The sequence below is a fragment of the Microbacterium sp. XT11 genome (genome assembly GCF_001513675.1).
Lineage (GTDB): Bacteria > Actinomycetota > Actinomycetes > Actinomycetales > Microbacteriaceae > Microbacterium.
The window spans coordinates 51,650-74,355 of record NZ_CP013859.1 but is presented as its reverse complement, the minus strand read 5'-3'; the positions used below and the strand labels follow the sequence as shown (position 1 = coordinate 74,355).

The following is a 22,706-nucleotide window of genomic DNA, read 5'->3' as shown; positions in this document are numbered from 1 at the left end:
CGGGGCGGCCCTCCCTCTCCCTGGTTCGCGCATCGTCGCGTGAACCTCCGATCCGCTCTGCGTCATGAAGGGGATTCCGTGACCGCGACAAACTTCTTCCGATGGATCGGCATGCTCCCGCCGGTCCTGCAGGCCGTCGCCGTCGTCATCGCATTCGCGGTGGTGGTGGCCGTCATCCTGCTCCTCGTGGACATCGCTCCACGCAAGGGGACGCCGTACACGTTCATCCGGCTCGCGATGTGCCTGCTCATCCCGCTCGCCGTGATGTGGTTCTTCAACTCCTACTACTGGGCGATGGGAGTGGCCGTCCTCGTGGGCGCGCTGTTCTTCTTCCTCGACTACCGCTCCCGCGACGGCGCCGGCTACCTCATCCAGCTGGTCGCGTTCATGGCACCGGCCATGCTGCTGCTGCTCGTCGGACTCGTCCTGCCGTCGGTCCAGACCATGTACTCGTCGTTCTGGAACTCCTCCGGCAAGGAGTTCGTGGGGCTGGCGAACTACACGTGGATCTTCACCCAGTCTGACGGCATCACCTCGGTGATCAACTCGATCATCTGGGTGCTCATCGTGCCGACTGTGTCCACGCTCGTCGGCCTCGCCTACGCCGTGTTCATCGACCGCACCCGCGGCGAGAAGATCTACAAGGTCCTCGTGTTCATGCCGATGGCGATCTCGTTCGTCGGCGCCGGCATCATCTGGCGGTTCATGTACGAGTACCGCGGCCCGGAGTTCAAGCAGATCGGTCTGCTCAACCAGATCCTCGTCTGGTTCGGCGGGACGCCGCAGCAGTGGCTCCTCAACGGGCCGTGGAACAACCTGTTCCTCATCGTCGTGCTCATCTGGGTGCAGACCGGTTTCGCGATGGTGGTGCTCTCGGCATCCATCAAGGGCGTGCCGGCCGAGCTGCTGGAGGCCGCCGAGCTCGACGGCGCCAACGCGTGGGAGCGCTTCTGGTCGGTGACGGTGCCGTCGATCCGGCCCGCGCTGATCGTCGTGCTCACGACCATCTCCATCGCCTCGCTGAAGGTCTTCGACATCGTTCGCACGATGACGGCCGGAAACTACGGCACGTCGGTGCTGGCGAACGAGATGTACACGCAGTTCTCGAAGTTCGAGGCCGGGCGCAGCGCTGCGCTGTCGGTCATCCTGTTCATCCTGGTGCTGCCGATCGTGATCTACAACGCGCGCCAGATCAAGAAGCAGCGGGAGGTGCGATGAGCACGTCGACCAGTGCGGCGGCGACGCCGGCGACCGACCAGAGCACGCGGGCCATCACGACCGGCGGACGCTTCGAAGCGTCGGCAGGGCGTGCGCGCAAGAAGCTGACCCGCCCGTGGGCGACCATCGCCTCGGTGGTGATCGCCTTCCTGTGGACCATCCCGACGTTGGGGCTGTTCATCTCGTCGTTCCGGCCGCGCGACCAGATCTCCTCGAGCGGATGGTGGGAGTTCTTCACCAACCCGCAGGTCACGTTCGACAACTACGTGCAGGTGCTGCAGTCGGGCACGACCCAGCTCACGATCGTCGAGTCGTTCGTGAACTCGATCGCCATCACGATCCCCGCGACCCTGGTGCCGCTCATGATCGCCTCGATGGCCGCCTACGCGTTCGCATGGATCGACTTCAAGGGACGCAACGCCCTGTTCATCTTCGTGTTCGCGCTGCAGATCGTGCCCATCCAGATGGCGCTCGTGCCGCTGCTGAGCTCGTTCTCACGCGGGATCAACCTGTTCGGACTCCAGGTGACGACACCGCTCGGCGCCTCGCAGGGGTACGCGCAGGTGTGGATCGCGCACACGATGTTCGCGCTGCCGCTGGCGATCTACCTGCTGCACAACTTCATGTCGGAGATCCCCGGCGAGATCATCGAGGCTGCGCGGGTCGACGGCGCGTCACGCGGGCAGATCTTCTTCCGCGTCGTGCTGCCGCTGACCATGCCGGCGATCGCTTCGGTGGCGATCTTCCAGTTCCTGTGGGTCTGGAACGACCTGCTCGTCGCGCTCGTGTTCGCCGACGGGCCGGCCGCTCCGATCACGAAGCTGTTGGCAGAGATCACCGGAACGAGGGGCAACGACTGGTACCTGCTCACCGCTGGTGCCTTCGTGTCGATCATCATCCCGCTGATCGTCTTCTTCTCGCTGCAGCGCTACTTCGTCCGCGGCCTGCTGGCCGGCTCGACGAAGGGCTGACACCCGCGCCCCGTGTGCCGCGCCGCGACCTCCGCGGTGCGGTACACGGGGCGTAACCGTTGGGCTCGACGGGTCGGCGCGGACGTAGTCTGAAAGACATGTCCGATCACGCCTTCGCCACCCGAGCCATCCACGCCGGTCAGGACCCCGACCCGATGACGGGCTCGATCATCCCGCCGATCCACCAGTCGTCGACGCACGTGCAGGACGGCGTCGGGGGGCTCCGCGGAGGCTACGAGTACAACCGCTCGGGCAATCCCACGCGTTCCGCCCTCGAGGTGCAGCTCGCGGCGCTGGAGGGAGGAGCGAAGGCCCTCTCGTTCGCGTCGGGTCTCGCCGCTGAGGACGCGCTGCTGCGGAGCATCCTGAAGCCCGGCGACCACGTGCTCATGGGCAACGACGTCTACGGCGGCACCTACCGGCTGCTGACGCGCGTGCTCGCGCCCTGGGGCATCGAGACGACCACCGTCGAGCTGTCGGACCTCGAGGCCGTGCGAGGAGCGCTGCGCCCGGAGACCCGGATCGTCTGGGTCGAGACGCCGAGCAATCCGCTGCTGAAGATCGTCGACATCACGGTTCTCGCCGAGGTCGCGCACGAGGCCGGAGCCGTGCTCGTCGTCGACAACACCTTCGCATCGCCCGCGCTGCAGCAGCCGCTCTCGCTGGGCGCCGACCTCGTGGTGCACTCGACCACCAAATATCTGGGCGGCCACTCCGACGTCCTCGGCGGTGCGGTCGTGTTCGCCGACGACCGCTTCGCGGAGCAGGTGGCCTTTCAGCAGTTCGCCGTCGGTGCCGTGTCGGCTCCGCTGGACGCGTGGCTGACCACTCGCGGCATCAAGACCCTGGCGGTGCGGATGCGGCAGCATTCCGAGAACGCGCAGGCGATCGCCGAGTGGGCCGCGGCGCGGTCCGAGTTCGAGAGCGTGTTCTACCCCGGGCTCGCCACGCACCCCGGTCACGAGATCGCCGCACGGCAGATGCGCGGATTCGGCGGGATGCTGTCGCTCGCGCTCGCCGCAGGGCCGGATGCCGCGCGACGGTTCGCGGAGTCGACCTCCCTCTTCCTGCTGGCGGAGTCGCTCGGGGGAGTGGAGTCGCTCATCGGATACCCGTCCGAGATGACGCACGCCTCGGTGCGCGGGACGGCGCTGGCCGTGCCGGAGAACGTCGTGCGGCTGTCGGTGGGCATCGAGGATGCCGCTGACCTCATCGCCGATCTCGACGAGGCTCTCGCCCGCGCCACGGCCTGATCCCGCGCCACGTCCTGATCCCGCGCCACGTCCTGATCGCGCGACGGCGACGGGGTCGGTGCAGGAGTAGCATGGATGGGCTCGGTCGAATCGTTTCGAGCATCCTTCGCCCCCGCCCTGGAAGGACCTCGTGCCCGACGCGCCCCGCACCGACACCATCCCGACCACCCCGCAGCCGGAACGCACCGCGACAGGCAGCATCCGCGTGCCCTCCGCCACCGGTGCCATCCGCACGCTGGGATCGAACCCGGCGACCGCGCCGATCGTGCTGCATCCGGGGGACTCGCTGTCGAACGCCCGGCGGATCCTCTACATCGTGCTGCTCGGCGCGCTCACCGCGCTCGGACCGTTCACGATCGACCTGTACCTCCCCGCGTTCCCCGTGCTCGAGCAGGACTTCGAGACCACGGCCGCGGCCATCCAGCTGACGCTCACGGGCACGATGATCGGGTTCGCCCTCGGCCAGCTCGTCGTCGGTCCGCTCAGCGACAAGGTCGGGCGTCGACTGCCCCTGATCGCGGTCACGGCCCTGCACGTGCTGGCGAGCGCGGCTGCGGCATTCGCGCCCAACCTGCCGCTGCTCGGCGGAGCGCGCGTGTTCATGGGCATCGGCGCGGCTGCCGGCGGCGTCGTCGCGATGGCCATCGTGCGCGACCTGTTCGGCGGCAAGCGTCTCGTCGTGATGCTCTCACGCCTCGCGCTCGTGTCGGGGGTCGCTCCGGTGGCCGCGCCGCTCATCGGCTCGTGGCTGCTCACCCTCATGCCGTGGCGCGGCATCTTCGTGGTGCTGGCGGTCTACGGCGTCGTCATGCTCGTGTCGACCGTCGCGTTCGTCCCGGAGACGCTGCCCGTGGCGCGACGACAGGAGAAGGGCGGTTCGACGGCCCTGCAGCGGTACCGTTCCGTGTTCAGCGACCGCGTCTTCATCGGTGTCCTCATCATCGGCGGCATGACCTTCTCCGGCCTGTTCTCCTATCTGTCGGCCTCGCCGTTCCTGTTCCAGCAGACCCACGGGCTGGACGCGCAGCAGTACGGACTGCTCTTCGCCGTGAACTCGCTCGGCGTGGTCGCCGGGGTGCAGACCGCGTCCCGCCTGGCGGCGCGCTTCGGCCCGCAGTGGGTGATGGCCTGGTCGACCGCCGTGCTCCTGCTGTCCGGAACGGCGATCATCGTCACGGATCAGCTGGGTCTCGGGCTGTGGGGAACCATGATCCCCCTGTTCGTGTTCATGACCGCGTGCGGCTTCACGTTCCCGAACGTGCAGGTGCTGGCGCTCGACCGACACGGCAAGGCGGCAGGCACCGCGGCATCTGTCATCGGCGCGACGAACTTCGGCGTCGCCGGCGTCATCTCGCCCATCGTCGGCTGGCTCTCGAAGAGCGCCGGCACCACGGCGACCACGATGGCCTCGGTGATGGTGGGGTGCGCAGTGGTGGCGGTCCTCTCGCTCTGGCTCATCGTGCGTCCGCGCACCGTGGGCATGCTCGCGCCGTGAGCCGGCCCGCCCCGGCGCGCGACGGTTCCTCGCCGTTCTCCCGGTTCTCCCCGGGGCTCTCCGGTTCTCCCCGGGGACGATCGTGCAGAATGATGCGATGACACGACGGATGCTGCTCGCATGGGGCGGCGGACTGATGGCGGCTACCGTGCTCCTCGGCGCCGCCGTCGTCTTCGGATTCCGCGAGCCGCCGGCCTTCGACCGGTGGTGGAACGACCTGGTGGCGCAGCACCGCATCGATCCGATGATCGACGCGGCTCTCGTGTTCAACGCCGTCGGCGGCGGATGGATCGCAGTGTTCGCCGTGCCGCTCGTGGTCATCCTGGCGTTCCTGATCGCTCGACGGTGGCGATCCGCCGTCTTCGCCGCGGTCTGTTTCGCCGCCAGCGCCGGCGCCGTGCAGGTGCTGAAGAACCTTCTCGGGCGCGCGCGTCCCGACGACATGATCGTGGCGAGCGACTTCGGATCGTTCCCATCCGGGCACACCGCCAACGCTGCAACGATCGCCGTGGTGGTGTGGGTGCTGTTCCCGCGCGTGTGGACGGCGGTTGCAGGCGTGCTGTGGGTCGTGGCGATGGCTCTGTCGCGGACGGTCCTGTCGGTGCACTGGGCCACCGACACCCTCGGCGGAGCGCTCGCCGGGGCTGCCGTGGTGTTCCTCCTCGCCGGGTGGCTGCTGCCGTGGGTCACGGCGCGCTCCGCCGTCGCGGCGGCCGCCCCGGAGGCGCGGATAGGCTGAAGGCGTTCCGCCAGAGCAGCCGACCCGAGGAGCGTCCGTGTCCGTCATCCGTCCGTACCGCCCGAGCGATCGACCAGCGATGTACGAGATCTGCCTTCGCACGGCTGATGCCGGCAAAGACGCCACGGGCATCCTCCCGGACGACACGCTGTGGGGAGATCTCTTCGCGGTGCCCTACGTCGAGCGGCATCCGGACCTGGCGTGGGTCGTCGAATCGGAGGACGGGAGGACGATCGGCTACATCGTCGCCACGGATGACACCGACGCGTTCTACGCGTGGTTCCGCGACGCGTGGTGGCCGGCGTTCCACGAGCGGTATCCGCGGCCCTCGGAGCTCGTCACGCGCGAGGACCGGATGCTCGACTACGCCTACACGCGGGCGCCGGGTGTCGAGCCGAACGCCGCGGACTATCCCGCGCACCTGCACATCGATCTGCTCCCGGAGACGCAAGGGCAGGGGCTCGGGCGCAGGCTCATCGAGACGCTGTTCGCCGAACTCACCCGCCGGGGCGTGCGCGGTCTGCATCTCGGTATGGATCCGAACAACGCGGGTGCGGCGGCGTTCTACGAGCGGCTAGGCATGACACGTCTCCCATCGGCGCCCGGCGGCATGAGCTACGGTGTGACGTTCGGCTGACACGTCATCGCCCGGTTCCGTTCGGCCCCATGAACCCGGTGGTGGAGTGGTGGCCGGCACGGCGTCGTTCACGGCCGGTCTCGATCCAGGCGTCGAGGTCGAGCGGCAGACGCCGCAGCGCGGCGGTGAGATCGCGGGTGTGCTCGCTCTCGTGGAAGCCGATCCACACGCCCACCTCCTCCGCGAGGATGTCGAGGCGTTCGCCCGCGATGCGGTACAGCTCGTCGACCACGGCTTCCGGATGCTTCGTGTACGCGTGCCGCGCCATGATGGCGCTGAGCCGTACGCCGAGGTGGGTGTCGGGGTCGAGCGGTCGTGAGGGCATGTCTGGTACTCGCTTCCTCCGGCCGAGGAGTCGAGTGTACGTCCGACGGCGGACATCCGCATCCGTGGGACGCGGATGTCCGCCGCGGGATCACACGCGGCGGTACTGGGCCGCCATCGGGCAGTCGAACGGATCCCTGGCTGCGAGTCCTACGCGGTTCAGGTAGTCGATGACGATCGCGTAGGAGCGGCCGAGGCTGGTCTCGGTGTACGGCACACCGTGCGAGTCGCAGTAGTCGCGCACGACTCCGCGCGCGGCGGCGAGATGGAAGCGCGACATGCTGGGGAAGAGGTGGTGCTCGACCTGGTGGTTCAAGCCTCCCATGAGTGCAGTCGCCCACCAGCCGCCGCGGATGTTGCGCGACGTGCGGACCTGCTTCGAGAAGAAGTCGAGCCGGGCGTCGGGCGCGATGATGGCCATGCCCTTGTGATTGGGCGCGAACGACGCCCCCATGTACACGCCGAACACCGCGAGCTGCACGCCGAGGAACGCGAACGCCATGCCCAGCGGCAGCAGCAGGAACACAGGGAGGATGACGAGCGCGAGGCGGGCGGTGATGATGCTCAGCTCGATCCACCGGCCGGTGATCTTCCGCCGCGAGAGCAGATGCCGGTATCCCAGCACGTGCAGGTTCACGCCCTCGAGCGTCAGCAGGGGGAAGAACAGCCAGCCCTGGCGGCGGGTGAGCAGCCGCACGAGCCCGCGAGACGCCGCAGCATCCTTCTCGAGGAACGAGATCGTGTCGACCTCGATGTCGGGATCCTTCCCGACCTGGTTCGGGTTCCCGTGGTGGCGGGTGTGCTTGGAGTCCCACCAGTGATAGCTCATGCCGACGATCCCGCCGAGGATGCGGGCGAGGCGGAAGTTCGCCGGTCCCGATGACAGCACCTGGCGGTGCGCCGCCTCGTGCGCGAGAAACGCGACCTGGGTGAAGACGATGCCGAGTGCGGCCGCGATGAGCAGCTGGAACCAGCTGTCACCGAGGAGCACGAAGCCGGCGACGCAACCTGCGAATGCCAGCACGAGGGTCGCGCCCACCAGCCCGTAGAACACGGGAGTGCGCTGCAAAAGCCCCATCTCGCGCACCACCTGGAGCACGTCGCGATAGGCGGTCGCCATCGGCGGGAACTGCTCGGTGCCGGCGTACGTCTGCCGCACGGGGCCGAGGGACGGAGCGGTCGGAGCGACCTGGGTAGCGGAGATGATGCTCTCCTTCGTTCGGAGCCCTTGAGCTGCGGATGCCAAGGGCGGATGCCGATCGCTGGACTCAGGCTAACCCGGGGCGTATACGCCGCCGGGCATACGTGCGGGCGGGAACGGTGGGACTCCGCTCTTCGCTGCGCCCAGGGCTCCCCGGATCCCGTGGCGCTCAGGAAAGGCAAGAGAGGTCCCGCGTCGCGAGACCCCTCTTACTTGTGGCGGTGACGGCGGGATTCGAACCCGCGGTTGCTTGCACAACACACGCTTTCCAAGCGTGCTCCTTCGGCCGCTCGGACACGTCACCAGGAACAACCTGAACAGTCTAGCCGATCGGCCGGGCCGCCCGTGACCGTCGCTCGGGCGGCGAGCTCGTGGCCGCTGGAGTCGGTGTGATACTGCCCGCCTCGTGACGCCGAGATGGCCTACGTCTCGCAGACGACCGTCCGTGCGGATTGAATATTGCTTCTCGAGTGTGTCCTTCCTAGCCTCAAATGAGGACGCTAAGGCGTCGAATGGACGAGATCTGAGTTCATGGGGGGAACCATGGGGTCACAAGGCACGACGTCGGAAATGCGTGCAAGGCCGCCGGCCGGACCGGACGTCCTTGGAGCGCGAGCGCTTCGTGACTGGATCACCGGGGAGCGTGGAGAACGCTCGCGCGTGATCTTCGTCGAACCTGATGCGGATGCGGGCGCCGTCGGAGAGGTGACCGGCCCCGGGGACCTGCTTCTCCTGGAAGAGGGAAGCCCGCACGAAGGGCCGGCCCCGGCAATCCATTACAGCGGCGCGTTCTCTGAGGTCGGAGATGAGCTCTTCCTCGGGGAACGGAGCGTCGAGTTGCAGGACTATGTCGCTGCGGCCTTCATCCAGCTGGTTGGACCGACGGCGGTGCGCTTCTTCGACGAGGTGAGCTGGCAGGCCTTTCTCGACGACGCCGACCTCGCTCGGACGACGGGTGTCTTCCCTGCACCGTTGATCGATCCGCGGGTGCTGCTGGCCGATCGCCACGCGGTGGCTGCCCCTGCGGAGATCGACACACCGAGCGCGCTCCGGATCCGTCCGGACGGGCGTATCGGTGTGGGCGTGCAGGGCGCACCGATCGGGAGTCTGGACGGCCTACCGGCGCTGCTCGTCAATCCGCTGCCTCGAGCTGCGGCGCTGGGAGACATCGCACCCGGGCGCGACATCACGGCAGACCTGCTCGATCGCAGGTGGATCGCGCGATACCTCGATGCCGCCGACCTGATGAAGATGCTTCACCTCGCGAACGGTGATGCCAAGATCTCGGGATTCGGCTGGTGCCTGCTCGACGACCACCTCTCCGACGCCGAACCGCCGACGACAGATCCCTTCTTGCTCGAGACAGCCGAGGGCTTCGTGCTCGCCGACATCAGGAGCCTGCGCAGACAGCTTCTGTCGCCGTTGACCGCGCGAGTCGTCGCGGCGACGCAAACGTCGAGCACCCTCAGCCTCGCGGCTGAACGGGTGGCGCGCGAGAGTGCGACGCCTGTCCGTCACGCGCGGGAACTCTGCCGTGAAGCGGTCGAGGCACTCGGCGTCCACTTCGGCGAACCCGTCGACGGCCTCCGGGCGGAAGAAGTCTCCCGGTGACCGCGTCGCACCCGCTGTGGACGTCGATGGCTCCCGCAGATGCGATCTTCTCGCCGGACCGCGTCGCTGTCGCCGCCGCGGGACATCGCATCGAGTTCGCGGACGGATCCAGCCGCCTCTGCGTGACGAGCGGCCTCTGGAACGTTCCGCTCGGCTTCGGCAACCCGGCGATCGCCGAGGCTGTCGCCAAGGCAACGCGAGACGCGTCGTATCTGTCATTGTTCCGAGCCCCGCACCGGTTCGCGGAGGAAGCAGCTGAAGCTCTCATCGAGCTCGCGAATCCGGCGAGATACAGCCGCGTCATCTTCTCGACATCGGGCGGCGCCGCAAACGACGCGGCGATGAAACTCGCCAGGCAGTACTGGTCGCAGAGTGGCAACCGCTCCCGTGCGCTCGTGGTGGGGCTGAAGGGGAGCTACCACGGCACGATGTATGGCAGCCAGGCACTGAGCGGAGACGACCTGCTGCAATCCGTGTACTCCGTCGACCGGCGATGGGTACGGCACGTGTCGTTCAGCGACGAGGGGCACGAACTCGAATCGCTGTTGGAGCGCGAAGGTGCCAGAGTCGCATCGGTCGTCGTGGAGCCCGTCTTGGGGAGCGGTGCATACCCGTTGTCCGATGAATTCGTCCGTCGACTCCTCGTCCTACGCGAGCAATACGGGTTTCTGCTCGTCGCCGATGAAGTCGCGACGGGGTTCGGTCGCACGGGAACGATGCTGGCCACGGACAGGTGGGAGGCCGCGCCCGACATCCTCATCCTGTCCAAGGCGCTGACGAACGGAGCAACAGCTGCTGCCGCGCTGCTCGTCGGCCCTCGTATCGCCTCCCAGTTCGCTCGCGCAGGATGGACCTTCGTCCACGGAGAGACCCAAGCAGGAACGCCGGCGTGTGCGGCGGCCATACTCGCGATGATCGACGAACTGCATCGCATAGCAGTGGAGTCGACCACCCGGGCCCTCGCGAACGACCTGCTGCAGATGGCGACGCAGTGGAAAGCGGATGGCGTGGTGGCCGATATCACCGGACGGGGATGCTTCCTCGGAATGGAGCTCCGGAACGACGATGCCACTTCTCTCTCCACAGCCGAGGTCCTTCGTGTCGTCTTCGCCATCGCCGACAACGGAGTGCTCGTCCAGCCCGGTCCCAGCTCGATCGAACTGATTCCACCATTTGGATTCAGCGCCGATGAGCTTCGTGAGACCGATGCGGCGGTGCGCGCCGGTGTCGCGCAGGCGTTCCAGGAAGCAGCAGCATGACGTCTGCCGCAACACGGGTCACGCCGACGCTCTGGCACGGGCGAGGGGTAGCGGGCCACACGATTGCGCACCTCATTGAGGGGCGAAAGGCTCTCGTGATCGTGGATTCGGCGATCTCTCCTTCCATCCCCGCGGCAGACCCGGAGAGGACTATGGCGGTCGACGCTCGCTCCATGGATGCGACCGCTGTCCTGGCCATCGCGCGGGAGATGGTACGTCGGCGGCCCGACGTGGTCGTGGCGGTCGGCGGGGGCACGGTTCTCGATGCGAGCAAGATTGCGGCGCTGGCTCTCGGTTCAGGTCACGTGTTCGAGTACGCCATCGGGCACGCATCGGCCTCTGCCTTGACGCTCTTGCCGGACGCTCCACCGCCCGTCGACGTCATCGCCGTGCCGACCACTCTCGGCACGTCCTCAGAGACGAACAGCGTCGGGGTCCTCAAGAACGAGAGCGGCTACCGGCTCATCATCGGTCGCGCGCTGAGACCGCGCCATGCCATCATCGATCCTCGCAACCTCGCCACTCTCACACCGGGCGCCGTCAAGGAAGGTGCGATGGAGGCGTTGCTGCGTCTGGCCGGTGCATCGACAAGCCCGAAGCGGAGCGCCAGAGCCGTGCGAGATGCCCTGGCGCTCGGGCGCGCGCTGCTGGAGACGGCCGACCGCGACGCGAAGTCGGCTGCCGGGCGGCTGCGCCTCGCACGTCTGAGCGCCGCCACGCAGCGCTGCGCCGCCCTGCGGGCTGTGGATCCCTACAGCGCGCGCCACTGGTATGTGGCCAACGAAGTGGCCTTCCGGCTCGGCATCCGCAAGATGATCGCCACGGCCGCTGTCGTCGCCGCTGTCTGGCGCCGTATCTGCGCAGGAGAGCGTCGGTGGGGAGATCGACAGAGCCTCGCGGGGTTCTGGGCAGGTGTCGCCGAGGCGGCAGCTCTGCCGTCCGACCCTGCGTCCGGCATCTCCGCTCTCATAGATCGCTGGCAGGTGCCGTGTCCGCCTCGACCCGCCGAGGCTGAGCTCGACCGCATCTCCGTCGCGATCGAGAAGTCGTGGGGGAATCACCGGCCCATGCTTCACGGCCTCAGAGAACAGGACTTCCGGGATGTGCTCCGCGACTCGAGGTGGGGCGCTCGGGCGGTCGACGATGCACGCCGACCGGCGACAGCGATGGGAAGGAGGTGAAGTGAATGAACGAAAGTGCGATGAGCCGCATCCAATTCCAGGAACTGGATGCGATGGAAGCCCCCAGCTGGGAGAGCTTCTACCAGGGAGTGATCGGTGCGCTGGTCTTGATCGGGATCGGCGCGGCCGCGGCCACGTGACCCTCTCCGACAAACCCACCGAATGAGGGAAGGAGGTAGACATGCAAACCGCAACGCCGAGGCTCGAGTTCACGGAGCTCGAAGCCATGGAAGCGCTGAACGACACCGATGACTTCGTCCGTGGCTTCGCCGTGGGCGTGATTCTCGGAATTCTCGCTCTGACCTAGGGGCCCGTTCCCCATCTGAACCACGGAGGTCCACGTTGCAGACGAATTCGCTGGAGTTCTCGGAACTCGAACAGATGGACGCACCGCTCGAGTGGTGGGAGCACGCGAGCTACATCATCGCCATCATCGGCGGCGTGGCAGCGATCGCCACCTGACCGAGGGGTGCGGGCGGGCTCGTACCGTCCGCACCCACATGCTCTCCACGGGAAGGTGGCTTCTGAAATGACCGATTCGATCACCCGCACGGTGTCCGCGCGGCTCGCCGGCGTCGGAGCAGTCCCCCGCGCCCAAGATCTGTACACGGGGTGGGGAACGGACTTCTACGATCGACTGGTTGGTCCGGACCGCTCTGAGATCCGCGAGATGCTGGCTTTGGCGCGTCGCACCGTCGGCCCAATCCTCGACGTCGCAGCGGGGAGCGGCCGTTTGACGATCCCGTTGGTGAAGTCGGGTAATCGGGTCACCGCGATCGACATCTCCGACGACATGCTCACCCATCTCCGCAACGCGCTGCCCGGCCACGCGGGGCTGGAGTGCATCGCAGCGGACATGCGCCATTTCTCGCTCGAACGCCGCTTCGGGCTCGCGATTCTCGGTGCGACATCCATCACCCTGCTCGATCGCGAGGGCAGATCGCATCTCTACGAATGCGTGCGGGGGCATCTCGCCGAGGGCGCGCTCTTCGCGCTGACCGTCGCGGGCGGTGCAGCTGCAGAGGGGCTGAGAGCGGCGGTCGATCGCGAGATCTGCGTCCCGGGCCCGGCAGGCGACGAGACCTACCTCTATTCTCAGCAGATCGAGAGGGGCGGTGAGGTGCGGCTGGTCAACTGGGTCCGCGTCGCCGACATCGCCGTCGGACACACGGTGCCGGTGCTCACCAGTCGGTTGCAGGTGCTCAGCGCCGAGAAGATCGCGCGAGAACTCGTGGACGCGGGCTTCTCCGAGCCGACGGTGTCTCCCGTGCGAACGCAGAGCGGCATGGAGATCCTGCTTCTCACAGCGTCCTCGGAAGGGCCCCGGAAGGAGGCGGTCGGTGTCGGCCTCTAGCTTCGCGCGCCGGAAGTCTCCGAGGCGCGCCCCTCTCACCACCGATGCCTGCCCGCTGCTCTCACCGGACGTCGTGTTCGACGAGACGCCGGACGCCGCAGTGTGGATCGCTTCCGTTGACGGCGTACCGTTGTCGAGGTTCTCCCGGCCTGTCGTCGACCTGTTGACGGCCATGGACGGCAAGACCACGGTTCACGAGCTGCACAGGCGGTTCGCGCCGTCGGAGCCGACAGAGAGCTTCCTCGACCTGATAGGGCGATTCCGCGACAACGGGCTTCTTCACGGGATGACGAAGCGCCCGCCGGGTCGACTGGCTTTTCGCCCGCCGTTCACCGTACAGATCGCGACGCTTCGCGCGCCTGCGATCTTCGACCGCCTGGATCGTCTGGTTCTCCCGCTTTCGGGCCGAGCGCTGTGGTGGACCGTCGCAGCCCTCCTCTGCGCCGGATTGGTCGCGGCACTGATTCAGGCGAGTGAACTGCGTAACGTCCTCACCGAGCCGGTTCCCGTCCTCGGCATGATCCTCGTCCTTGTGCTGCCCCTGGTGACTCTGGCCCATGAGAGCGCTCACGGGATCGCGCTCACGAGGTTCGGCGGACGGCCTCGTCGAGCCGGTTTCATGCTGTTCTACCTGACTCCGGCCTTCTTCGTCGACGTGACCGATGGCTGGCGACTGTCAGCCGGCCGACAGCGGGTGGCGGTCGCCCTCGCCGGGCCTGCCGTGCATGCCGTGGTGGCGGCGATCGCGTGCACGGCTGCGCTCTTCATGCCACAACCGGCGGTCCGAGGCACGCTGCTGCTGCTCGCCGTCTCCTGCGCCGCGGTCGTGTTCGTCAATCTCATCCCGCTTGTGCGGTTCGACGGATACATCGCGTTGATGAGCGCGTTGGACGAACCGAATCTCCGATCGAGGGCGATCGGTGACGGCGCGAACTTCCTGACCCGTCTCCTGTTCGGAGGGCAGCGGGCACCCAAGAGCCTGGACGCATGGTGGTCGGTGCCGTTCGGTCTGGCGAGCCTGCTCGCGCCGATCGTGCTCGTCTCCTGGGCCGTCGTCCGGACGGCCCAGGTACTCGCGGATGGCGGACCCATCCTCGCGCTGTTCGTCCTCGCGCTGGAAGCGGTCGTGGTCTTCGTCGGAGGCACCATCCTCGTTCGGGCCTTGCGCCGAGTCGTCCGGTCGGGCGTCTCCCGTCTCCGATTCTTCGTCGTGGTCGCTGCGCTCGCCGCAGCCTCGGTGGCGGCCGGCATGGTCATCTCGGTGCCTGTGACGGTGTCGCTCGGCTTCGTCTCCGATGGTGAGCGTGTGACGCTGGTGCAGCCGTCCGGCGAAGCCCAGGCCGCCATCATCGACGGTGCTCCTGTGGCCCTGACGACTCGCGGCATCCTGGCCAACGAGCACCTCGCCGAGGGAACGACCAGAGTGCGACGACCGGCGCCGACGATTGTGCCCGTCGATGCCCTCATTCCTCTTCGGGCAGACGGAGTCTCCCTCCCGGCGATGGCAGTCGCCCGAGTGGACGTCTCCCACGGCAGCGGAAGCCTGCCGCCGACGGGACAGGCACGCGTGGACCTCGGCACAAGCACCCTTTGGCAGGCGCTCTGGAGGCTCGCTGTCGTATCGCCGCTCTCGTCCTTCCTGGACGAGAAAGAGAAAGGATGAAAATGGACGACGACGCAATCGAAGTCCGAGGACTCACCAAGAGGTTCGGCCATCGAGTCGCGGTCGAAGACCTGTCGTTCGTGGTGCCGCGTGGCTCGATCGTCGGCCTCCTGGGCCCGAACGGCGCCGGAAAGTCGACGACGTTGCGCGCCATCGTCGGCTTGCTCGCTCCGACCAGCGGTGAATGCCTCATCGACGGCACCGCCCTCTCCGCGCTCGACAACCCCGCAGCGCACGTGGGAGTCCACATGGACGGGTTCGGCTTCGAGGCAGGCATCTCCGCACGGCGGCATCTGGAGATATCCCGGCTCGCGGCGGGCGCGCCGCGAGCCCGTGTCGACGAGGTGCTGGAGGAGGTGGGGCTGACCGCCGATGCCCGCAGACGGGTGAAGACCTTCTCGACGGGGATGGTGCAGCGACTGGGACTGGCTGCCGCGTTGGTCGGATCACCGCACACGCTCATTCTCGATGAGCCCGCGAACGGCCTGGACCCTGACGGCATCCGCTGGCTCCGTCGATTCCTCGGTGGTTTCGCCGAACGCGGCGGCACGGTGCTCGTCTCCAGCCATCAGCTCGCCGAACTCGAACAGGTCGTGGACGAGGTCGTCATCATCAAGCAGCGTGCGCTGTTCGCCGGGCGCCTCGGTGACCTCGTCACGAGCGACGTCGATTCGCTGGAAAGCCGCTATTTCGACCTCGTGGAAGGAGCGTCAGCATGAGGGGCGTCATCAGGAGCGAGATGCTGCGCTCCATCAGCGGGCCCTCGGTCCTCGCCGTGTACCTCGTCGCGGTCCTGGTGCCCGCATTCGTGCTCCTCTCTGACGGGTCGCGCTTCGATCTGACCGGAGTCGACCCCGCTACGGCGACGGCACGCTTGCTGCAGCCCCTCGCATGGACGGCGATCTCCGCGGCGTTCGTCGGCTCGTACTCGGTGACGCGGGAGTACTACTACGGCTCGATGGACAGATCCCTCACCGGACTCGGGTTACGCCGCGCGTTCGTGGGCAAGCTGATCGCCGGCGTGCTCACCGCACTCGCCTTGTCGGCCTGCATCTTCGTGATCTGGACGGCGGGGGTCTCTTTCTTTCTGACACGGGACGGACTGGCTCTCGTGCTCACGGGCGAGACCTGGCGTTCCTACGCGGGCGCCCTCGCGGGCTCGGTGCTCGGCGCGCTCATGGGAAGCGCGATCGGCTGGGCCACGCGGAACTACTACACGACCGCGATCATCGTGCTCGTCTTCCCGCTGGCCGTGGAGTTCGCTCTCCTGCGCAACACGCCGGAGGTGGCGCGCTTCTCGCCCGGACTGGCCCTCGTCGCCATGAGCGTCCCCCAGTATCAGGGCCGACTGCTCGCGTTCGCGCCGGCCCTCGGCGTCGGACTCGCATGGACGCTGGGCCTCATGGCGGTCGCGTGGTTCTGGCGACGCAGGAGCGTCGCGTGATCGGCCGAGCACTGCGAGCCCAGGCACGCAGCTTCTCCGGCGACGTCGTCCTGCTCGGCGTGGCAGCGGCCGCGTTCGTGCTGTCGCTCTCGTTGGCGGCGAGCATCCCTCCGGAGCTCGCGGAGGCGCCGACCGACGCTCGAGAGGCGCTCACCGCCCCGCTCAGCACCGTGCTGGCGACCTACGCGGCGGTTCTCTCGGCGGTCTACGGCTCGTTCCGCTACACCATCGACCGCCGTGACGGCGTGATCGCACAGCGATTGACCTTGCAGCCACGATGGACCATGTTGCTTGCGAGGATGCCGGGTTCGGCGGCAGGCGGCGCGATCGTCGCGCTCGCCGTCCTCGTCGGCGGACATGTCGCGCTGATCGTCGCGATGGGAGGCATACCGGTGGACTGGCGAGCTGCCGCTGCATCCCTGGCACTCGGCGCCGTCGCGGGCCTCTGGGGCTTCGGTGTGGGAGTCATCGTGGAGGCGCACCTCCCGGCTCTCTTCCTCGTGTCTCTGTCGATGGGGGCGGCCGTCGTGGTCGTCATGTTCTGGGAGGCCGGTGCCGTCTATCTTCCCCTCTTGGCGATGCTCGAGGCGTTTCGGTTCGACGTCGCCGCGGTCGGCGTCGAACCCGGGCACGGTCTCGAGGCCCCGCTGGCCATGCTGGTCTCGGCGGCGTGGGTGGTTCTGGCTCTGGTCGCCGGAAGCATCGCGTTCTTGACTCGTGACGTGTCATAGTGCGGTCGGGGCGTGCCCGGCCCAGACGGTCGTGCTCGCCGGCCGGCCGGGCTGCCCTCTGGCTCGACGTAGGATTCCTTGGTGGCAACCCCCAAGATCATCCTCTTCTACGTCTTCACTCCGCTCGCCGATCCCGAAGCGATCCGGCTGTGGCAGCGTGACCTCGGCGAATCGCTCCGCCTCCGCGGTCGTGTGCTGATCTCGAAGGACGGCATCAACGGCACGCTCGGGGGAGACGTCGTCGCGCTCAAGAAGTGGGTGCGGCGATTCCGCGACTACGCCCCGTTCAAGGGAGCCGACATCAAGTGGAGCGAGGGCACGGGGGTGGATGCCGACGGCTTCAGCCTTGACTTCCCGAAGCTCAGCGTAAAGGTCCGCGACGAGATCGTCTCGTTCGGCGCCCCCGACGAGCTGCGCGTCGACGAGAACGGGGTGATCGGGGGCGGCACGCGCCTGTCACCCGAGGCCCTGCACGAACTCATCGAGGAGCGGGGCGACGAGGTCGTCTTCTTCGACGGGCGCAACGCCCTCGAAGCGCAGATCGGCCGCTTCCGCAACGCGGTCGTCCCCGACACCGAGACGACGCGCGACTTCGTGCGTCTGCTGGACTCCGGGGAGTACGACGACCTCAAGGGCAAGCCCGTCGTCACCTACTGCACGGGCGGCATCCGCTGCGAGGTGCTGTCGAGCCTCATGACGGCGCGCGGCTTCGGCGAGGTGTACCAGCTCGAGGGCGGCATCGTGCGCTACGGCGAGAAGTACGGCGACGACGGGCTCTGGGAGGGATCGCTGTACGTGTTCGACAAGCGACGCTCGATCGACTTCTCCGATCACGCTGCGGTGATCGGCGTCTGCGCGGGCTGCGGTGCGTCGACGAACCGCACGGCCAACTGCCCTGACCCGTCGTGCCAGACGCAGTCGGTCGTCTGCGCGAGCTGCGACGCCGTTCCCTGCGTCGTCCACGCCGCAGCCTGACCCGCACGATGCCACGGGGCGTCAGGCCAGGAGAGGTGCGTCAGCCCCCGTCCCCGCGAACAGCGACCGCGGCAGCAGGAGCGCCCGCACGCGCGTCGGCCGCGCCACACTGCGCCGCACCTGGCGCATCACCGCGTCGAGCGCCGGCACGAGGTCGGCCGGCGGCGCCGATCGCGCGTAGCTCGCACGCTCGACGGCATCCGTGAGAGCGCGCATGGCGTCGGCGTCGACACCGTTCTCCGCAACCAGCGTCGAGCCGCGGCGGCGGGGGCTGTCGGCATCCGACACGGCGATGCCCAGGTCGATCATCGTCGCACGCAGCTCCGCCCAGGCGGCTGCCGCGTCACCCCGACGGGCGCGCCCGCGTCGAGCCGTCCGCTGAGCGAGCCGGGCGAGTGCGGGCAGCGTCAGAGCGACGAGCACTCCGAAGGTGACCAGCATCACCGGCATGGGATCGAGTCGGCGCAGGGTGCCCGTGGACCCCGCATCCCCTCCGGCGTCGGCGCGATCGATCTCCGGACCAGACGTCTGCTCCGCCTGCGGTGACGTGGTCGGCGCGGGCGTCGACGGAGCTGTCGTGCCGCCGCCCGTCGTCGCGGCCGCCGCGAACGCGGTCGGCACTCCCAGCGAGGCGGTCGGCTCGAACGGGACCCATCCGATGCCGGGGAAGAGCACCTCGGGCCAGGAGTGCAGCTGGTCGCTCGTGACGGAGAACACCTGCTCCTCGCCACGCCTCTCGTTCGTGCGGCTGCCCGGCAGGTATCCCACGACGATGCGCACCTCCATGCCGAGGCTCTCGGCCATGAGCGCGAACGCTCCGGCGAAGTGGATGCAGTAGCCCGAACGCACCTCGAGGAATCGCGCGACCGCTTCGGCGCCCGTGCCGTCGAAGCCCTCCTCCACCGGCGTCTCGAGAGAGTACGTGAACTGGCTGCGGAACCAGTTCTGCAGCGCGATCAGGCGGTCGTAGTCGTTGGTGGCGCCTGCGGTGACCGCGGCGGCGGTCGCGCCGATCTCATCGGGCAGCTCCACAGGCTCGGCATCCGGGTCCGAGACGGGCTCGGCTGCGGGCACCGCCTGGATCTGCTCGCGCGTCGGTGTGACCGCCGACCAGGCGACTGTGTAGTCGTTGCCGGCGGCATCCGCCGTGCGCGAGGTGATCGTGCGGTTCTCCGGCACCAGGCGCCACGCGCCGGTGAGTCCCTGCACGGTCGTCGCCGGATACGGCACGGGGAGCCAGGAGCTCGACATCCGGACGACGCGGATCGACGTGCTCACCTCCTCTGCAGCCACCTGTTCGTCCCAATCGGGTGCGCCGAAGCCGTCGCTCTGCGGCCGGGTGTCCGCCTCGTCCGGGAGCCACACGCGCCCGTCGAACCTCGACAGGGTGGTGAGTCGCAGGTAGGGCGCCGTGTCGGCGTCGGTTGCCAGCGTGAGCACCTCGACCGGGTTCGGCTGCCGCAGATCGTCGCCGAGCCGCAGCGATGCGTCGACCGTGACGCCGGCGCCCGTTCCGGCCAGCGATGCCGAGACCGGGACGATCGGCGCGATCGCCACCGCGGCGACCAGGGCTGCGGCGCCGGCACCCACCGCGACCGCGGAGGACGTGCGGCGCGGGGAGTGCGGGTCGCGCTGTGCGGTGAACCGGAACAGCAGCAGCACCACGACGCCGAGGATCACGAACCACACGACGTTCGCATCGGCCAGGGTCACGATCATCGGGATGGCACCAACGGCACCGCACACGACGCCGGCGAGGACAGCGTTGCGCGCTGCGACCAGCTGGTCGAGGGCGATCGCGACGAGCGCGAACCCGGCCGCCATGACGAGACGGATGCCGGGGCTGGAGTCGAGCGGCGCCGTGCCGAACACGATCTCTTCCCTGGCCGCGGCCGCCAGCGACGAGAACGTGCTCAGCGTCGCGGGCGTGGAGACGACGCCGAGGTAGGCGGTGTCGCCCGCGACGAGCAGCGTGATCGTTCCGATCGAGACCGCCAGCTGAGCGAGAAGGGCCGCGGCATCGCGCAAGGCGGGATGCCGACGGGCCAGCAGCGCGCGCACGCCGATCCCCGTGATCGCGATGACTGCGACGACCAGCACGACGGCGAAGGACCACGCGCCGGGCTCGATGACAGAGGTGTACGGCCACAGGGCCACGAGAGCGGTCACCGCCGCGAGCACCGACGGGGCGATGCGGCCCTCACGCGGCTCCGTGTCGCGCCGCCACGAAAGCGGACTGGGCCGCGCGACGCGGTCAGCCCTCGACATCGCCCGCTCCGATCCTGTCGGGAAGCGCGTCCTCCCACGCCTCGGCGACGTCCTCGCCGAGCACCGCCACGTGCCATCCGTGCTGCGCCGCGGCCTCCGCTGCGCCCGGACCCAGGTCGGTCGCGAACAACAGGGGGGCAGCGGCGCCCGCCGGCCGCAGCCGCGCCGCCTCCTCCTCGTCGAGCGACCCCGTGATGTACACGAGCGGGCCGGGCGGCGTGCCTCCGACGAGCGTCGCGAGGTCACGCGCCTCACCGCGCGGGCTGACCAGGGCGAGCGCCACGAGCATGCCGTCGCGGTCGTCCTCGTGGCCGCGCAGCGTGCCGAGCAGAGTGCCCCCGCTGTCGACGACGTCGACGCCGTACCCCTCCTGCATGAGATGGACGGCGACCGATGCGCACAGCGAGACCGCAGCCTCGAACGCCGGGTCGGCGTCGTCGCCCGGAACCGTCCAGCGCGCCGCACTGCGGTCGAGCACGACGAGGGCGTCGGGGCTCGACTCCTCTTCTTCCTGACGCACCATCAGCTGTCCGCGGTGGGCGGTGGCGCGCCAGTGGATGCGTCTCATGGAGTCACCGGGGATGTACCGGCGCGGCGAGAGGTTGTCGCTGCCCTGGCCGAGGCGGCTCGACGACGTCTGGGCGGTGCCTCCGGCTGCGCCCACCTTGACCGTCAGCGGAGCCAGCGTGAACACCTCGGGAACCACCGTGACGGTGCGGGTCTCTCCGAAGGCCTGCTCGCGCTGCGCCAACCCGAACGGATCGACGGTGCGCAGCACCAGCGGGCCGAGCGGCCACACGCCTCGGCGCACACCGGTGATCAGGTAGCCGAGCTGCCCGGACTCCGGCGGATATTCCCCCGCCGCATCGCCGGCGACCGCATCCGGCAGCATGTCGCGCCACAGGCCGTGGGGCACGCGGATCACCCGCAGCGCGAACCGCACCGACACCCGCGACGTCTCGGAGACCGTCAGCAGATCGGTGGAGATCTGCCGCGCGACCGATCCGGAGCGGCGCGGCAGGCGCACGAGGAGCATCGACAGCGCCGTCAGCGCGAGCAGCAGGATGCCGAGGTACACGAGGATCGACGCGCCGATGAGGTTCGCCGCGATGAGGCAGCACACTCCGGCCACGACGGCCGCGATGCCGCGAGGGGTGAGGAGTCGGCGCCGGCGCATGAGGGTCAGGAGCGGACGGCCACGGGGACCCGCACGCGCTCGGCGATCTGGCGCAGCGCGGATTCGACCGGCTGCGCGCCGGCGCGGTGGGCGCCGCGTGCGGGGAGGAGCCGGTGGGCGAAGACGGGGATGACCAGGGCGGTCACGTCATCGGGGATGACGAAGTCGCGTCCGTCGAGGGCCGCCCACACCTTCGCTGCACGGATGAGCTGGAGGGTGGCCCGCGGGCTCGCCCCGAGGTGCAGACTCGGGTCGGCGCGCGTGGCGTGCGCCAGCGCGACCGTGTACTCCTCGATCGCCGGCGCCACGTGCACGGAGCGCGCCCACGCAATGAGCCCGGAGACGGCCGACGCGTCGGTCACGGCGGTGACACCGGCCAGAGGGTTGACAACGTCGCGCTGGCGGATCATCAGCGCCTCGGCCGCGGCATCCGGATAGCCCATGGAGATGCGCATCATGAAGCGGTCGCGCTGCGCCTCGGGGAGCGCGTAGGTCCCCTCCATCTCGAGGGGGTTCTGCGTCGCCACGACGAGGAACGGCGATGGCAGCGGATGGGTCGCGCCGTCGACGGTCACCTGGCCCTCCTCCATCGCCTCGAGCAGCGCGGACTGCGTCTTGGGGGAGGAGCGGTTGATCTCGTCGGCGATGACGATGTGAGCGAAGACGGCTCCCGGCTTGAACTCGAACTCCCGCTCCACCGGGTTGTAGACGCTCACGCCCGTGACGTCGCCCGGCAGCAGGTCGGGCGTGAACTGGATGCGCCGCACGGTCGCGTCGATGGTCGCCGCGAGGGCCTTCGCGAGCATGGTCTTGCCGACCCCGGGGACGTCCTCGATGAGCAGGTGGCCCTCGGCGAGGAGGCACACCAGCGCGCTGCGCACCGCATCCGGCTTGCCATCGATGACCTGGCCGACGGAACCGAGGATCGCGGCCGTCTGCGCGGCGAACTGCTCGGCGGTGATCGGGGCCGGACTCAGGGGGGAGTTCTCAGGCATGCGTTCCCTCTCGCGTGGCGCGGCTGTGCGCGTGAACCGATCGTAACCCGCGGCGGGCCGATCGGCTCCGGGTGATCGGCTAGACTGGACGACGGCTCTCCGCGTGACGACATCCAGGCCAATTCCCCCAGGGCGGAAACGCAGCAAGGGTAACCGGGCTCTGTCGGGTGCGCGGAGGGTCTTTTCTTTCTTGCAGACCCGGGCTTCCGG

At 68.6% G+C, this 22,706-nt stretch carries 23 protein-coding genes, 1 tRNA gene and 1 other RNA gene; 19 read left to right on the top strand and 6 right to left on the bottom strand.

What is annotated here, in order from left to right:
- The first annotated feature begins 78 nt into the window (after positions 1-78).
- The 6 genes from AB663_RS00365 (at position 79) to AB663_RS00340 (ending at position 6,313) form a co-directional block, all read left to right on the top strand.
- The gene (locus AB663_RS00365; RefSeq protein ID WP_232304588.1) at positions 79-1,218 is read left to right on the top strand and encodes a carbohydrate ABC transporter permease; all 1,140 of its coding nucleotides are present in this window, start codon (positions 79-81) and stop codon (positions 1,216-1,218) included.
- Complete coding sequence (locus tag AB663_RS00360; RefSeq protein ID WP_067194316.1) at positions 1,215-2,189, top strand: carbohydrate ABC transporter permease; 975 nt, start codon at positions 1,215-1,217, stop codon at positions 2,187-2,189. The genes AB663_RS00365 and AB663_RS00360 overlap by 4 nt, the downstream gene beginning before the upstream one ends.
- 98 nt (positions 2,190-2,287) lie before the next feature.
- A complete protein-coding gene (locus tag AB663_RS00355; protein WP_067194313.1) occupies positions 2,288-3,442 on the top strand; it encodes a cystathionine gamma-synthase in 1,155 nt (384 codons plus the stop codon).
- Positions 3,443-3,599: 157 nt separating this feature from the next.
- Entirely contained in the window at positions 3,600-4,937 is a 1,338-nt protein-coding gene (locus AB663_RS00350; RefSeq protein ID WP_198147956.1) for a multidrug effflux MFS transporter, read from the top strand.
- A gap of 97 nt (positions 4,938-5,034) precedes the next feature.
- Positions 5,035-5,676, top strand: coding sequence for a phosphatase PAP2 family protein (locus tag AB663_RS00345; RefSeq protein ID WP_232304587.1), 642 nt, complete (start codon positions 5,035-5,037; stop codon positions 5,674-5,676).
- Between the two features lie 37 nt (positions 5,677-5,713).
- Positions 5,714-6,313: a GNAT family N-acetyltransferase gene (locus tag AB663_RS00340; RefSeq protein WP_198147893.1), complete on the top strand. Its 600-nt coding sequence runs from the start codon at positions 5,714-5,716 to the stop codon at positions 6,311-6,313.
- Positions 6,314-6,317: 4 nt separating this feature from the next.
- On the opposite strand, the gene AB663_RS00335 is transcribed toward AB663_RS00340, so the two are convergent.
- From AB663_RS00335 to AB663_RS00325, 3 genes are all read right to left on the bottom strand, one after another.
- Positions 6,318-6,638, bottom strand: a complete 321-nt coding sequence (locus tag AB663_RS00335; protein ID WP_067194308.1) for a hypothetical protein — start codon at positions 6,636-6,638, stop codon at positions 6,318-6,320.
- Positions 6,639-6,728: 90 nt separating this feature from the next.
- Positions 6,729-7,796, bottom strand: a complete 1,068-nt coding sequence (locus tag AB663_RS00330) for a fatty acid desaturase family protein (RefSeq protein ID WP_442922654.1) — start codon at positions 7,794-7,796, stop codon at positions 6,729-6,731.
- Positions 7,797-8,054: 258 nt separating this feature from the next.
- Positions 8,055-8,142, bottom strand: a tRNA-Ser gene (locus tag AB663_RS00325).
- 266 nt (positions 8,143-8,408) lie between these two features.
- On the opposite strand from AB663_RS00325, the gene mpaB reads away from it, so the two are divergent.
- The 12 genes from mpaB (at position 8,409) to trhO (ending at position 18,056) form a co-directional block, all read left to right on the top strand.
- Complete coding sequence (mpaB, locus tag AB663_RS00320; protein ID WP_067194304.1) at positions 8,409-9,449, top strand: daptide biosynthesis RiPP recognition protein; 1,041 nt, start codon at positions 8,409-8,411, stop codon at positions 9,447-9,449.
- The gene (gene mpaD / locus AB663_RS00315; protein WP_083511029.1) at positions 9,446-10,708 is read left to right on the top strand and encodes a daptide-type RiPP biosynthesis aminotransferase; all 1,263 of its coding nucleotides are present in this window, start codon (positions 9,446-9,448) and stop codon (positions 10,706-10,708) included. The genes mpaB and mpaD overlap by 4 nt, the downstream gene beginning before the upstream one ends.
- The gene (gene mpaC / locus AB663_RS00310) at positions 10,705-11,889 is read left to right on the top strand and encodes a daptide-type RiPP biosynthesis dehydogenase (protein ID WP_067194301.1); all 1,185 of its coding nucleotides are present in this window, start codon (positions 10,705-10,707) and stop codon (positions 11,887-11,889) included. Before mpaD ends, mpaC begins: the two co-directional genes overlap by 4 nt.
- A 5-nt stretch (positions 11,890-11,894) precedes the next feature.
- The gene (gene mpaA1, locus AB663_RS17610) at positions 11,895-12,029 is read left to right on the top strand and encodes an MpaA1 family daptide-type RiPP (protein ID WP_257720792.1); all 135 of its coding nucleotides are present in this window, start codon (positions 11,895-11,897) and stop codon (positions 12,027-12,029) included.
- Positions 12,030-12,070: 41 nt separating this feature from the next.
- Positions 12,071-12,196, top strand: a complete 126-nt coding sequence (gene mpaA2 / locus AB663_RS17605; RefSeq protein WP_257720791.1) for an MpaA2 family daptide-type RiPP — start codon at positions 12,071-12,073, stop codon at positions 12,194-12,196.
- Positions 12,197-12,231: 35 nt separating this feature from the next.
- On the top strand, positions 12,232-12,351 hold the full coding sequence (mpaA3, locus tag AB663_RS17685; protein ID WP_335338557.1) for an MpaA3 family daptide-type RiPP: 120 nt from the start codon (positions 12,232-12,234) through the stop codon (positions 12,349-12,351).
- A 67-nt stretch (positions 12,352-12,418) separates the two neighbouring features.
- Entirely contained in the window at positions 12,419-13,243 is an 825-nt protein-coding gene (gene mpaM / locus AB663_RS00305; protein WP_067194298.1) for a daptide-type RiPP biosynthesis methyltransferase, read from the top strand.
- The gene (gene mpaP / locus AB663_RS00300) at positions 13,230-14,906 is read left to right on the top strand and encodes a daptide biosynthesis intramembrane metalloprotease (protein WP_067194295.1); all 1,677 of its coding nucleotides are present in this window, start codon (positions 13,230-13,232) and stop codon (positions 14,904-14,906) included. The genes mpaM and mpaP overlap by 14 nt, the downstream gene beginning before the upstream one ends.
- Positions 14,907-14,908: 2 nt before the next feature.
- The gene (locus AB663_RS00295) at positions 14,909-15,625 is read left to right on the top strand and encodes an ATP-binding cassette domain-containing protein (protein ID WP_083511028.1); all 717 of its coding nucleotides are present in this window, start codon (positions 14,909-14,911) and stop codon (positions 15,623-15,625) included.
- On the top strand, positions 15,622-16,350 hold the full coding sequence (locus tag AB663_RS00290; RefSeq protein ID WP_067194289.1) for an ABC transporter permease: 729 nt from the start codon (positions 15,622-15,624) through the stop codon (positions 16,348-16,350). The genes AB663_RS00295 and AB663_RS00290 overlap by 4 nt, the downstream gene beginning before the upstream one ends.
- Positions 16,347-17,081: a hypothetical protein gene (locus tag AB663_RS00285; protein ID WP_067194286.1), complete on the top strand. Its 735-nt coding sequence runs from the start codon at positions 16,347-16,349 to the stop codon at positions 17,079-17,081. The genes AB663_RS00290 and AB663_RS00285 overlap by 4 nt, the downstream gene beginning before the upstream one ends.
- An 81-nt stretch (positions 17,082-17,162) precedes the next feature.
- Complete coding sequence (gene trhO / locus AB663_RS00280; protein WP_067194283.1) at positions 17,163-18,056, top strand: oxygen-dependent tRNA uridine(34) hydroxylase TrhO; 894 nt, start codon at positions 17,163-17,165, stop codon at positions 18,054-18,056.
- Positions 18,057-18,077: 21 nt separating this feature from the next.
- Here the strand turns inward: trhO and AB663_RS00275 are convergent, their stop codons facing one another.
- The 3 genes from AB663_RS00275 to AB663_RS00265 are packed head-to-tail and all read right to left on the bottom strand — an operon-like array spanning position 18,078 to position 22,496.
- Positions 18,078-20,324, bottom strand: coding sequence for a DUF3488 and transglutaminase-like domain-containing protein (locus tag AB663_RS00275; protein ID WP_067194280.1), 2,247 nt, complete (start codon positions 20,322-20,324; stop codon positions 18,078-18,080).
- Positions 20,311-21,501, bottom strand: a complete 1,191-nt coding sequence (locus AB663_RS00270) for a DUF58 domain-containing protein (RefSeq protein ID WP_067194277.1) — start codon at positions 21,499-21,501, stop codon at positions 20,311-20,313. Before AB663_RS00270 ends, AB663_RS00275 begins: the two co-directional genes overlap by 14 nt.
- Before the next feature lie 5 nt (positions 21,502-21,506).
- Positions 21,507-22,496, bottom strand: a complete 990-nt coding sequence (locus AB663_RS00265) for an AAA family ATPase (RefSeq protein WP_067194274.1) — start codon at positions 22,494-22,496, stop codon at positions 21,507-21,509.
- 90 nt (positions 22,497-22,586) lie between these two features.
- Between AB663_RS00265 and ffs the strand changes: the two genes are divergently transcribed.
- Positions 22,587-22,683: signal recognition particle sRNA small type (gene ffs, locus AB663_RS00260), an RNA gene on the top strand.
- The last annotated feature ends 23 nt before the right edge of the window (positions 22,684-22,706 follow it).